The organism is Enterococcus sp. 4E1_DIV0656, from assembly GCF_002140695.1.
GTDB lineage: Bacteria > Bacillota > Bacilli > Lactobacillales > Enterococcaceae > Enterococcus_D > Enterococcus_D entomosocium.
Window position 1 is genome coordinate 2502752 of record NZ_NGLF01000001.1, and the last position, 13346, is coordinate 2516097.

Annotated in this window: 12 protein-coding genes; 10 read left to right on the plus strand and 2 right to left on the minus strand. The window is 43.8% G+C overall.

Annotated features, from left to right (window positions below):
* Window positions 1-118 precede the first annotated feature (118 nt).
* The 10 genes from A5882_RS11840 (at window position 119) to A5882_RS11885 (ending at window position 10160) form a co-directional block, all read left to right on the plus strand.
* Entirely contained in the window at window positions 119-1240 is a 1122-nt protein-coding gene (locus tag A5882_RS11840) for a glycoside hydrolase family 105 protein (RefSeq protein WP_016613303.1), read from the plus strand.
* Window positions 1237-2553, plus strand: coding sequence for a glycoside hydrolase family 28 protein (locus A5882_RS11845; protein WP_016613304.1), 1317 nt, complete (start codon window positions 1237-1239; stop codon window positions 2551-2553). The genes A5882_RS11840 and A5882_RS11845 overlap by 4 nt, the downstream gene beginning before the upstream one ends.
* Window positions 2550-3440 carry a dienelactone hydrolase family protein gene (locus A5882_RS11850; RefSeq protein WP_016613305.1) on the plus strand — a complete coding sequence of 297 codons (891 nt, stop codon included), beginning with the start codon at window positions 2550-2552 and terminating at the stop codon, window positions 3438-3440. Before A5882_RS11845 ends, A5882_RS11850 begins: the two co-directional genes overlap by 4 nt.
* The gene (locus tag A5882_RS11855; RefSeq protein WP_016613306.1) at window positions 3401-4318 is read left to right on the plus strand and encodes a pectinesterase family protein; all 918 of its coding nucleotides are present in this window, start codon (window positions 3401-3403) and stop codon (window positions 4316-4318) included. The genes A5882_RS11850 and A5882_RS11855 overlap by 40 nt, the downstream gene beginning before the upstream one ends.
* On the plus strand, window positions 4315-4761 hold the full coding sequence (locus A5882_RS11860) for a DUF4064 domain-containing protein (RefSeq protein ID WP_008381512.1): 447 nt from the start codon (window positions 4315-4317) through the stop codon (window positions 4759-4761). The genes A5882_RS11855 and A5882_RS11860 overlap by 4 nt, the downstream gene beginning before the upstream one ends.
* Window positions 4758-6350, plus strand: a complete 1593-nt coding sequence (locus A5882_RS11865; protein WP_016613308.1) for a glycoside hydrolase family 43 protein — start codon at window positions 4758-4760, stop codon at window positions 6348-6350. Before A5882_RS11860 ends, A5882_RS11865 begins: the two co-directional genes overlap by 4 nt.
* 3 nt (window positions 6351-6353) lie before the next feature.
* Entirely contained in the window at window positions 6354-7847 is a 1494-nt protein-coding gene (locus A5882_RS11870) for an extracellular solute-binding protein (RefSeq protein WP_016613309.1), read from the plus strand.
* Between the two features lie 149 nt (window positions 7848-7996).
* Window positions 7997-8830, plus strand: coding sequence for a sugar phosphate isomerase/epimerase (locus tag A5882_RS11875; protein ID WP_008381505.1), 834 nt, complete (start codon window positions 7997-7999; stop codon window positions 8828-8830).
* 165 nt (window positions 8831-8995) lie between these two features.
* On the plus strand, window positions 8996-9868 hold the full coding sequence (locus tag A5882_RS11880) for a VOC family protein (RefSeq protein WP_086372817.1): 873 nt from the start codon (window positions 8996-8998) through the stop codon (window positions 9866-9868).
* A 64-nt stretch (window positions 9869-9932) separates the two neighbouring features.
* The gene (locus tag A5882_RS11885) at window positions 9933-10160 is read left to right on the plus strand and encodes a hypothetical protein (protein ID WP_005229963.1); all 228 of its coding nucleotides are present in this window, start codon (window positions 9933-9935) and stop codon (window positions 10158-10160) included.
* A gap of 92 nt (window positions 10161-10252) precedes the next feature.
* Here the strand turns inward: A5882_RS11885 and A5882_RS11890 are convergent, their stop codons facing one another.
* Complete coding sequence (locus A5882_RS11890) at window positions 10253-11524, minus strand: hypothetical protein (RefSeq protein WP_008381501.1); 1272 nt, start codon at window positions 11522-11524, stop codon at window positions 10253-10255.
* A gap of 199 nt (window positions 11525-11723) precedes the next feature.
* Window positions 11724-12959, minus strand: a complete 1236-nt coding sequence (locus tag A5882_RS11895) for an Ltp family lipoprotein (RefSeq protein WP_008381499.1) — start codon at window positions 12957-12959, stop codon at window positions 11724-11726.
* Window positions 12960-13346: the final 387 nt, after the last annotated feature.

The following is a 13346-nucleotide window of genomic DNA, read 5'->3' on the forward strand; positions in this document are numbered from 1 at the left end:
AGAAAACACCTGAAAAATAGCAAAACAAGTTGAACCCTCATGAAATACAGCCAGTAAAACGGATTCATTGAAACAGCTCTATGAATTGAGGAGACTACAATAAAAGGAAGTATCGTACATGAAGAACTATTCGGAAATTGCTTTGAACACATTATTTGAGCGCTATGACTACTTATGCAAAGAAAAAATTTATCACGGAAAATGGTCCTATGACATCGGGGTCGTTTTGCAAGGCGTGAAAGAAGCCTATGAACAGACTGGTGACAAACGCTATTTCGACTATATCCAAAACACGATGGATGTTTATATTGACGAAGACGGTCGTATCAAAAACTATCAGATGGATGCGATGAATATCGATTACATCAATAATGGCAAATGTTTATTCTTGCTATACAAAGAAACAGGAGCGTCAAAATACAAGATCGCCTTGGACACGCTGTATCAACAATTACAGCAGATGCCAAGAACGAGCGAAGGCGGGTTCTGGCATAAAAAAATCTATCCGTATCAAATGTGGTTAGATGGCTTATATATGGGGGCCCCATTTTTGACAGAATACGCACTGACATTTGATAAAGAAGAAGCATTGGCAGATGTAATCAAGCAATTCACCTTATGCTTTACGCATACCCTAGATCCAAAAACGGGTCTTTTGTATCACGCGTGGGATGAACAAAAAGTCCAGCCGTGGGCAGATCCCAAGACCGGTTGTTCAAAAAATTTCTGGGGACGGTCAATGGGATGGTTCATGATGGCTCTCACAGATACGATGGTGCTATTAGGGGAATCAGAGCTGAAGAATCCATTAGAAAACATGTTTGTCTCCTGTCTAGAACCTCTTGCTAAAGTAAGAGATCCCCAGAAAAAAGTGTGGTATCAAGTCTTAGATAAAGGCAGGGAGCGTGGGAATTATTTAGAAGCATCCGCTTCTTCAATGATTTGTTACGCAACAGCGAAAGCGGTCAAAGCAGGGATCATCGATCAAAAATGGCAAGTGTTTGCCCAAGAGACCTATCAAGGATTGCTGGATGAGTTTGTCTTTTTAACAAAAGAAGGTTGGTTGAATCTGATCAGAAACTGTGAAGTTGCTGGTCTTGGTGGACCAGATAATCGGGATGGTACGTTTGTTTACTATATCAGTGAACCCGTTATCACGAATGATTTCAAAGGATACGGTGCCTTTTTACAAGCGAGTTTACTGCTGCAACCATTAACGGAGGAAGGAAGCAAGAAATGAATATCCAATTGACTACAGCTGATTTACAAGGAAAAGAAGGTCTGTTGACAGAAGCGATTCAAGAAAAAATTGATGAATTGCATCAACAAGGAGGAGGCAGAATCACTTTTTCAGCAGGACGCTATCCGACGGGTGCGCTCTTTTTAAAAAGTAACATTGAACTGCACCTACTATTGGGGGCGACCTTAGTATTTTCTGATGATCCCAAAGACTATCCCGTCGTCGTGTCTCGCTGGGAAGGGGTCAAACGGGAAGTTTATGCCTCTTGTTTATATGCCGAGAATGCGGAAAATATCGCTGTCACAGGACTAGGAATGCTTGATGGGCAAGGGCAAAGATGGTGGAAGACCTTTCGGGAAAATCGTGAACAGCTTGCTTATCCACGACCAAAATTAATCAGTTTTGACTCTTGCCAGCAAATTACGTTGAAAGATATCCGTCTTGTCGATTCACCCAGTTGGACCGTCAATCCGATTCTTTGTCAAAATCTAACGATCGATAATCTTCGCATCAAAAATCCAGCGGATTCGCCAAATACGGATGGGATCGATCCTGAATCTTGTAAAAATGTCCGCATCAGTAACTGTCATATCGATGTTGGTGATGATTGCATCGCCATCAAATCAGGAACGGAGGACACTAAAGAACGGGTCGCTTGTGAGAATATCACGATCGTAAATTGCCATATGCTTCATGGGCATGGGGCCGTCGTTCTAGGGAGTGAAATGAGCGGCGATATTCGTAATGTCACTATTAGTAATTGTATTTTTCAAGATACCGATCGTGGGGTTCGTTTGAAATCACGTCGTGGACGTGGCGGAACGATCGAAGATATTCGAGTGAATAACATTGTGATGGATAATGTCATCTGTCCATTCACTTTAAATCTTTACTATTTCTGTGGACCGAAAGGCAAAGAAAAGTATGTTTGGGATAAAAATCCGTACCCGATCACCGAGGAAACCCCTCATTTCCGGAGAATTCATTTTGCAAATATCTCGGCTCGGAATGTCCATGCGGCCGCTGGGTTTGTTTATGGCTTGGCTGAACAATTTATTTCAGATATCACTTTCCAAGATATTGCCGTCTCTATGGCTGAGCACCCAATTCCAGGAAAGCCTGCGATGATGACAGGTATCGAAGAGATGACAAAACAAGGTTTTTATATTGGCTGTGGACGGAATATTCAGTTTGATCGTATCAATTTGGAAGGTGTAACTGAAGCGTTCCATATCGAGAATAGCCGGGAAATCACCGTCACACAGTCATTTGAGAATCGTCAGCCTCTGGCATTTCAAGGAGATTTTTTGTGAGGGATCCTCAGTTACTTCAGCTGCTAGGTCCTGATATGAAAGTTGCACCACAAGTGGTTCAGCAAACAAAAGAGCAGGTGCAAAATTATACCTTGGAACATTTACTTCTACGATTAAATCAAGAAGAGGATGTCCCTGCATACTTTGCTTATCCCAGCTCTCAGCAACCTGCTCCACTCGTTTTGTTCAATCATTCTCATGGCGGCGACTTCACGATGGGGAAAGAAGAACTGCGACAAAGTCCACCGTATATGCAAAAAGAAAGCCTATTCGCTGCATTTATGAAGCTGGGCGTCACCGTTGGAGTGATCGACATGTGGGGCTTTGGCGAACGAAAAAACGGTGAGAATGATAGCTACAAGCGGTTTCTGTTGCAAGGCAAAACATTATGGGGACAACGAATCTATGACAATCAACAGTTTTTAACCTATCTTGCTTCCCGTAAAGAAGTGAAACGTTCCGCTATCGCCACATTGGGACTTTCTATGGGGGGCTTGATGAGCTGGTGGTTGGCAGCGCTAGATGAACGGATATCAGTGGTGGTGGACATGGCAGCACAAGTGGACTATCAAGCATTGATCGAAGAGGACCGTCTAAGCAAACATGGGTTTTACTATTATGTTCCTAATGTGTTGAAAGACTTTACGACTGCGGCGATCCAAAAACAGATCGCACCACGCCCGCGTTTAAGTTTGGTTGGCAAAGAGGATCGTGGCTGCCCCTCAAGCGGCGTCGCTCGTTTGGATCAGCAGGTCGGGCAGCATTATGAAGCAATAGGCTACAAGGAGCATTGGCAGGCGTGTTGCTTGCCAGGTGGTCATGAAGAAACCAAGGAGATGAGAGCGCAGTGGATCGAATTTCTAAAACAACACCTCCTATCAAGCTAAAGGTTAGTAAAGAGCCGCAAAAGGGTGATTTTACGAGTATCCAAGCAGCCGTGTTGGCTGCTGAAGCCTTAAACGCACCTTGTGAGATCACGATCGCCTCTGGCGTGTATCAAGAACAGGTGAAAATCTATAAAAACCAGCTTACGTTGATCGGGGAACCTAACACGTTCTTATGCTACCACTTGGCTGCCGAGCAAACCGATGAAAATGGGCAAAAAAGAGGAACCTTTCAAACAGCGACGCTCTTTATCAATAGCCGAGAAGTCTTTGTAAAAAACCTGACCATCATCAATGACGCAGGGTATGGGCAAGCAGTCGGGCAAGCAGTTGCCGTCTATATCGAAGGGGATGACATTCGCTTCGAACGCTGTCATCTCGATGCTTTTCAAGATACCTTGTGTCTGGGTCCATTGCCAAAATATACCAAAGAAGGCGAACCAATGATCAGTCCTTGGCGAAAAACAATCTTTGACCAACAACAGAGTTTGTTTTTGCATTGCAGGATTAGTGGAACAGTCGATTTTATTTTTGGCGGTGGGTCCGCCACCTTTGAAGAGTGTCGCTTGCATTGTAAAAATACACCACAAACGAACTACGTTACTGCTGCCTCAACTAGCAAACAAGCAAGCGGGTTAACCTTCGATCGGTGTCGGGTGACAGGGGACAAAGCCTATTATCTAGGCCGCCCTTGGCGCAATGAAGCCAAAGTAACCTTTTTATCCTGCTGCTTTGATCAACAGCTCGCCCCTTGCGGATGGTCTGATTGGGGAAAAACAGCAAACCACCAAACGGTCGCGTTCACGGAGCGAATGTGTTGTTATCAATCAAGCCCCAAACGTCCTGAATGGGTGACTATCGAAGGAGTGATAGAAAAATGAGCAAGGCAAAATGGTCTGGCTGGATCGGGATGGTTCTCGCTCTGGTGTTGATGGGCGGCTTTTCCTTGGCGATCAATCAAATGACTGTCCAGCAGTTCGAAGAGATCTTTCAACGTGCGTTTCCCACTGTACTGAATCAAATGACGGCAGAAGCAGCATTGGCGCAATTTCAAACACTCGGTGCTTGGTTTGGCTTCACGCTGTTGGCACTCCTGATATTGGTTTCAGTGGCGACGATGCTGGTTCGCTATCGTAATTATCGAAAGCAATCTTGTGCTATTTATTTTTTGACTGGTGTCGTGACATTGATTGGTAGTCAAATGATCGCTTTTCCGATTGCCTTTTGTTTCTTTTTAGCGGCGGGTTTTTGTTTTCTCCATCGCGATGATCGACACAACAAAAAAACAACGGACACAGTCAGCAAACAAGGAGGGGTTGCATGAAGGCAGTGATCAATAATCCGATTTTAAGAGGGTTTCATCCTGATCCGAGTATTTTAAAAGTCGAGGATACTTATTATTTAGCGGTTTCTTCCTTTGAGTGGTTGCCAGGAATTCGGGTCTACTGTTCTCGAGATCTAGTCAATTGGTCCCATGAAACAGATATTCTGACCAATCAGGTGGATTTATTAGGTAACACAGCAAATTGCAGCATTTGGGCACCGCAAATCAGTTACGCAAACGGACAATACTATTGTGTCTATACAAATGTTCGCAACACGACACGCCCCTTCAAAGACTGTCGAAACTATCTCATCACGGCTCCTACGATTCATGGGCCATGGAGTGAGCCCATTTACTTAAATGGTAGTGGCTTTGATCCGTCCTTGTTTCATGATCAAGAGGGGCGTATCTGGTTACTGAATGCGCTTTGGGATTATCGTAAGGATACACCAAATAAATCGGTGGGGATCGTGCTCCAAGAATACTCTGAAGTACAAGGCCGCTTGATCGGTGACAGAGTGCCAATTTTTTCTGGAAGCCAGCTGGCGAAGACTGAAGCACCGCATCTTTATTACCACAATGAGTGTTATTACTTACTGACGGCAGAAGGAGGAACGGGTGCAGGTCATGCGGTAACGGTTTGTCGTAGTAAAACCATCACTGGGCCTTATGAAGTAGATCCGCATTTTCCCATGATGCGTGCCTATCAGCGCGAAGATTCCCCTTTTCAATGTACAGGTCATGGCAGTTTGACGATTGCACCATCAGGAGAATGGGTCATGAGCTATTTGATGACTCGGCCAGTAGAAGAGGCAGCGATCCTTGGACGAGAGACGGCACTCCAAACCGTCTATTGGGATCACGAAGGATGGCTGCGTCTTAGCAATGATGATACGATCCCAGATCAAACCATCAGACTCGCTAGCGACGCTCAGAAGCAAAGGGCATCACCTGCTGTTTTTATGGATGATTTTAAAGGATCATTGCAAAAAGCATGGAACGGTAGGCGATTGCTGCCCAATGAAGAGTGGTGCAATCTGAGTAAGCGACCAGGGTTTTTGCGATTGATCGGCGGAGAATCGATGCAATCGAACTTTCATAAGCACTTATTGGCGATTCGTCAACAAGACTTTTGTTTTGAAGCTGAAACAGTGATGGAATACCACCCCCAATCGTTTAATCAGATGGCTGGATTGTCGCTGTTCTTAAACGAAGAAAACTATTTGTTTTTCTATGGGACTTATGATGAAAAAGACGGCAAGATCCTTCGTCTGATTCGGTGTTGTGAAGGAGAATTTCACTTGTTCCCAGATAAATTGCCCCTCGCTGCTTCAAGTGAGCCGATCGGATTGAAAGTAGTCGGTTCTTATCTAGAAGCAGAATGGTTCTATCGGCAATCACAAACGTGGCATCCCTTTAAAAAGCAAAACATCCAGTTCTTGTCTGGTGGTTTTACAGGGAATTTCATTGGAATCAGTGCCCATGATCTAGATCACTTTGCTGGAAGCTATGCCGATTTTACGTACTTTAAGTATCAAGGGAAAGATCCGCTCGATGATGATTCCCTAAAAATAGAGAAAGAAGGGTAACGAATGAAAAAGTTGAAAGTAGCAAGTTTATTATTATGTGCAGGACTGTTTTTAGCAGGCTGCGGCGATGGCGGAGGTTCATCTGATGGACCAGAAAGTGATGAAAAAACAAGTATTTCTTGGATGGCAATGCTGCATACCGCTTCACCTCCGTCTGGGGATGTAACACAAAAGTTAGAAGAATATACAGGGGTCGAGATCGACTTTACATGGGTGCCGGACGCATCAAAAACAGAACGCTTGAATGCAGCATTAGCGTCAAATTCTTTAGCAGATATCGTAAGTTTGACAGAAATCAATAACACAACCGTCCGTAGTTCGCTAGCATCTGGAATGTTCTGGGATGTGGAACCCTATTTAGAAGAGTTTCCGAATCTGGCAGAAATTTCTGAGGATCGCTTAGAATCTTCTCGGATCGATGGTCATATCTATGGTGTACCGTTTCTAAAACCGATCGCTCGTTATGGTGTCCTCGTAAGAAAAGATTGGTTAGACAATTTAGGGTTGGACGTGCCATCGACTTTAGAAGAATTATCAGCTGTGGCACAAGCCTTTACAGAAGGAGACCCAGATGGCAATGGGGTAGATGACACGGTCGGATTCGTTGAACGTGATGAGTCCTTTAATGTTGGGTTCCGTTCACTTTCAGGTTACTTTGGTGCAGACAATTGGTTTACGATCACGGATGATGATGAAGTGATGCCATCCTTTATGCAACCAGAATACAAAGAAGCAATGGAATGGTTCCGTAATATCTATGATAACGGCTGGATGAATTCTGATTTTGCGGTAATGGCGAAAAATGATCAGAAGAACTATATCGTTCAAGGTCGTGGTGGGATTGTATTGAGTGGTTTGCAAGAAGTACGTAACTACATTGATGATGCAGCTGGTACTGATGAAGAGCATATGGAATGGGTCTTGATCAATGATATCGTCCATGAAAATGTGGAACGTCGTATCCTTTCTGATACCAATGGTGGAATGGGCGGTTGGTTAGCCATTCCGAAAAACAATGTTGAAACCGAAGAAGACTTACGTGTTGTTTTGAAATTTATCAACGATTTGATGGACGAAGAGCCGTTTACCTTGATGACGCAAGGGATCGAAGGGGTCCATTATGAAATTGATGATGAGGGTGTCTATGTCCGTTTAGATGATACGAAGTGGCAACAAGAAGTACAACCATTTTCTTCGTCTCGTCCATCAGAATTAGTAACAGTTTTCCCTTCAAGCAACCCATATGTCAACTTAGCCAATGAAAAGATTCGGGAAAATGAAGAATTTGCGGTGATCAATCCTGCACAATCGCTGACCTCTGAAACCTATGATCGTTCATGGTCAAGCTTGATTGAAGGAATCTCAGACGCTTACTACCAATATATGACTGGGGAAATCGAGATCGATGGGTTTGATACAGCGATCGAAACCTTCTTAAGAAATGGTGGACAGCAAATCATTGATGAGTTCACGGAAGATTATCGTTCACAACAATAAAGGTCACAAAAGGTTCTGATCATCTGTTGAGAAGGAATGGATGAAGTGAGGAGCCGCTACTGCTGAATGATTGGAAGACCAAGACCAGTTGAAGTGATTCGCTGCTTGGTCTTCTTTTTGCTTCAAAAGCAGTGAAGAAAGGAGAAGCTATGTTTCAACTAACTGTTCGGGGGCATGATTTAAAGAATTATGGGTCCCCAGAAGAATTAGCGCAAAAAATTGCCGCCAAAAACATTCATAACATTCAATTTGCATTAAATAAATCCTTCCCGCAATGGGCAGAGCCAGAGCAATTAAGCCCTGGTTTAGGCCGCTTTTTCAAACGTGTTTTTGGTCAATCTTATGTTCAGGTCGCTTTATTGAGTTGTTATAGTAATCTGATCCATCCTGATCTGGAAAAACGGGAAGCGATTTTATCCAGATTCGAGACCTATCTCGCACATGCCAAATACTTTGATGCAGCTATGGTTGCAAGTGAAACTGGTTCGGTTTTGCCAAATATGGGGTATACCGAGGAAAATTTCAGTGACGTCGTTTTCGATGATTTGGTTCAGGTGATCAAGCGTTTGGTCCAAGTGGCTAAGAGACATCAAGTGATGCTAGGGATTGAAGCGGGCTTGAATCATCCACTATCATCGATCGATCGAATCGAAGAATTGCTGGAACGAGTACCGTCTGACTATTTAGGGATCATCTTTGATCCAACCAATCTGATTACGGCGAAGAACTATCAAGAGCAAGTCGCTTTGACAAGGGAAGCTTTTTCCCGCTTTGGTGATGCCATCGTTTGCTTGCACTTGAAGGACTATCAAGTAATCGATGGTAAAATCAAGGTAGTGCCATTGGGAGAAGGAAGGATTGATTATCAACAACTATTGGCCATCACCGCTGAATACAAGCCATTTTGTTATGTTGTGTTAGAAGGGACGACCGAAGAAGCGATGCAGCCGACCATTTCACTGATTGAAGCATTGCAAAAGTGAGCGAGCTGTCTTTGATTGTGACTGATGAGGAAAAGCTTTGTTACAAGGAGTCACGGGAGATCAAGGAATCCTTTCCTCAACAAGCAGATTTATTTACTTACTAAAAGTTAGTGTTATACTTAAAGGTACAAGTGAACTTAACTGTTTAGAAAAGAGGAAATAGCGATGACAATGATTCAATCAACCTATCAAATCGATGCAACAGCCGCAATTGGCAAAGTCGTTTTAAAAGTAGCGAATATAGAAAAAATGAGCCAGTTTTATTCGGACGTGATCGGCCTGACTTTATTGGAGCAAAGTGCCGATCACGCGCGATTAGGCGTGGGGACACAAGAGCTTTTAGTTCTAGAGAAGGTGAGTGATCCGTTGCCTTTGACACGGAAAACAGGCCTTTTCCATACGGCGTTTCTTTTGCCTAGCCGTAAAGACCTAGGAAATATGCTGATTCATTATTTGGAGGCCAAAGCCCCTCTGGATGGTGCTAGCGATCATGGGTATAGTGAAGCGTTATACCTGACCGATCCAGAAGGAAACGGGATCGAAGTGTATCGTGACAAACCGAAGAGTGACTGGGATATTCGAGCAGACGGTGAGATCGTGGGCGTTACTATCGAAATGGACGCGCAAGGCGTGCTGGGAGCCGCTGACCGATCACAAACGACTTTTCCAGTTGGCACCACGGTGGGGCATGTCCATTTGAAAGTGGCGGATCTGGCAAAAACAGAAGAATTCTACACCGAAGTTTTAGGCATGCGTTTGACTTCAGATTTTGGTAGCCAAGCAAAGTTTTTTGCTGCTGGTTCGTATCATCACCATATCGGATCGAATATTTGGATGGGAAGAAATGTTCCAGCTATGGAGGAAAAGGATCTAGGCTTAGCGTACTTTACGATCGTTTTGCCAGCTTTTGCTTTTTCTACGTTACGAAGTCATCTAAAGGCAAGTGGCGTTTCTTATGAGTTAGAAACAGACAGCCGCTTGCATTTGACTGATCCGAATGGGATCAATCTGATCATCGAAAGAAAGAATCAGCCTTAAGATGGAGGTTTTTTCATTCATGAAATGAGAGAATAACCTATAATCAAGTAAAAGGAGAGCAAGCATGAAAAAAAACGGGGCGGGACAATCACTATTTCTAGCATTATTGATCAGCATGGGCTTATTTTTCTTTGTCCAAGGGAAACAATTAATAGAAAGTGGGGCGTCTCCTGTGATTTTTATTGCTTTTTCGGCTTTTGCAGGAATTATCGGAGTTGGTGTCTATGGTCTTCAAGCAATAATGAAACAGCATCGGCGCAAAGCCATGGTACCAATCAAAACCAAAAAATAAAGAAACCGGCCAATCTTAAACAGGAAGATTGGTCGGTTTTTTGTTTACGCTAAGAAAAAATGGGGAATGGGATCTGTCTCGTCCACTACATACTAATTTTCCATGTTTTCAATCGCAAATTCGATCTCATCAGGTAAGAAGCCGTTCCCTTCAAGATGAGCGGCCATATTTCTTTGACGGATCCCTAACACCCGGCGGGATTGATTGGCGCGCCCTAAAGCATGGCGATACCAATCTACGTCAAGGGTCTCTAGTGCCCATTGTGTTTCCTCCGCAGTGAAACCTTCTGTTTCTAACAGTTCTGCCATCTCTTGTTTTGAATAAAAGCGACGATTTCCTTGCGCTCTAACGAGGAAAAAGGCTTCACGTTCTCGTTCTGTCGCATTGTTTTCGCGCTCATAGCGTGCTGCTACAGTCGGGGCGAAATGAAACCCTGCTAAAATCGTTTCCTCGGTCACTTCGTTATCAAACACGTAGGTTCTAAATTGAAAACGATTGTCGTTTTCCAGTTCAAGCCATAGTGATTCAACCAGAAATCGATAACCGACTGGAATCGTTTCATAAACTGCATCGGCAATTTCGTAAAAATAAGCGGAAACGGCTTCGTAAGGAGTCATTATCTCGGGAACGATTTCCGTCGTTTGCCCATTAAACAAAGTGATTGCGGCAGGGTATTTTTCGCCAGCATTCGTAAATGTGAGAATCTCCACTGGCTCATGTTTTGTTGAAAAGACATTCATGGTCACGCCGTTCGCCAAATCAATAGCACTCTGCCACTCGATTTCTTGGTCATCGCTTTGTTGGTGTAAGTGTTCAAGTGTATCAGGTGTCAAACCAAGCTTTTCTCGTGTATCTTCATTAATTCCTTCTTCATCGGCAAGAGGATTGTTTGCTCCAGCGGTCACTAGTGCTAAATCCTCTTCGTATTCGTTGAATAATTCTTGCAATTTTGCTCGTCTACTGACGATGATCGGGCTCTCTTCATGGATGGCAAGTAAGGCTTCGATACGGCCATTGCGAGCGGCAACCCAACTGGGCATATCCAGATAGCGAGCTTCGATCGCTTCTTGAGCGAGTGCGATCATTGTTTCCGTGTTTTCAATGAATGCCGCCTTGTGTTTTGAGTTGCTATTGACCTGGTCTAGAAAGGCCAATTCTGCTTCTTTGCCTCGAATCATCAGTTCGAGATTTTCAATACTTAAATCATAAGTAAGATTTTCTGCATGATAGGTATGTTCCCAACCAGCATCTAAAGCTGCACCGATGCGCTCAGAAAGTTCCTCAGGGCTTGCTAAATTTATCGTCCCACATCCTGAAATCAGGGATAGTATCAGTAATAATGGCAACAAAACTTGTTTTTTCATTTTTCTCCTCCTCGTGAGACTCTAGTAAACCTCGCCAATTTGTACGAATGAACGCATCAGTACGAGCACTTTCTTGGGTATAAACATAGTCACAGTATAAGGGACATCAACTGACCCCCAAAGTTAGACCAAAAAACCAAATTTTTTGGGGTCACTACAACAGCATATGGCATCGCGATGCCCTTTTCTTCGCTAGTTTTTAGTTACCCATGTTTGTCATCGCGTAGTCGATTTGTTCTTCTGAAAAGTCTTCGGAAGCCAATAACCGGCGAATGTTGTCTGGAGGAAGACTCATCAAGGAATGGTAACTATTTGCTTTCTTCAACGCCTGCTCGTTCCAATCAATCGTGAGCTGATCAACTGCCCATTGCGCATCATTATGGGTAAACCCTTCAAATTCTAATTGTTGGATCAATCGTGCACGTGAGAAAGCCATGAGGTTCGTATAGGATTCGGCACGTGCGATCGCTCGTCTTTGTTCTGAAGCTCCTTCATTCTCGGTCTGAGTTTGTTCGTCCTGGTTTTGCTGGCTTTGCTCTTGCTGCAAAGCCGTAGCTGCTTCTTGTTTTGCGTTTGCTTCTTGAAGCTGTTGATACACGGTAGTGACCATGTCTTGATCAATGTCATGATCAAAGCCATAGGTCATCACCGCCAGCTGATGTTCATCTGAAGATTGATCGAATCGATTCATAAACATTAACGATTCACGAGGAATATTTACGACCAGCCCTCGTAAAATCGTTTCATAGAATGCAGCTTTTTGCTCGTCGGCAGTTTCCCGATTAAGAACAGTAAATCCAGATGCGTACTCCTCTTCGGGCTTCGAAAAAACGAAGACGTCAACATTCGTTTCACTTGTGTGGTAAACAGTGGCGGTGAGTTCGTCGTCAAGTTTGATTCTGCGATGAAGAGTTAGCTCATCTTCGGTGAGCTGCTGAAGCTGCGCAATATCGTCTGCCAAAAGCCCCAGCTTTTGACGCGGGTCGGCTTCAGGAATCGTTTCGTTTGCTACCTCCAGTAGACGGTTGAGGTTGTCATGATTACTGAGAATGATAGGGCTCCGTTCATGAATCGCAGCCAGAGCCTGGCTATAACCAATGCGGGCAGCAAACCAAGCAGGGACATCGATCCGACGCTCCACTAACGCTCGTTCAGCGGTTGCAATCAAATCAATTGTGTGGCTGATTAACTGATAAAGATCTTCGTCGGAAGAATCAAGCTCTTCCAAAATAGCCAATTCGGCTTGACTGCCGGCAATCAACAACTCTAAGGTTGCTGGGTGATAATAGGCCCAGCCCGTTCCGGATTGGTTTGTATATTCCAGTCGTGCGTCGATGCCAAGTGCAACGGTCTCTGACAGTTCTTCATCTGCCTTTGCGCAACCGATAAGCAAAATAACGAATGACAATAGGGTGATCAGTACTCTTTTTTTCATTAGGCTCCTTCTTTCTATCGAAAGTAACTGAGAAAACGGTCGGAAGAGGTTTGTTTATCTGGGGGAAGGAGGAGAGAAGGTGAATGGGAAAAATGCTGAAAAGATTTTTCATCACCAGTAAATTCAGGCAACTGTTTCTGATCCGCCAATAAGAAAAAGCGGAGCATCGAACCAGCTTTTGAGAATAATCGTTATATTATTCATTTTATATGAAAAATAGTGTGAAATGCAATGATAAAAGAGTTTTTATCGATTTTTACATTTGGGAAAGGAAGCTTCGTATCAACTTTCTAGGAGTAGACGCTCAAGATCAAAGCGATCGAAAGAATTCATCGAAGGATCGCCATGGGGAATCTTTTGAGCAAACAAAAAAACAGCTTCCCATAA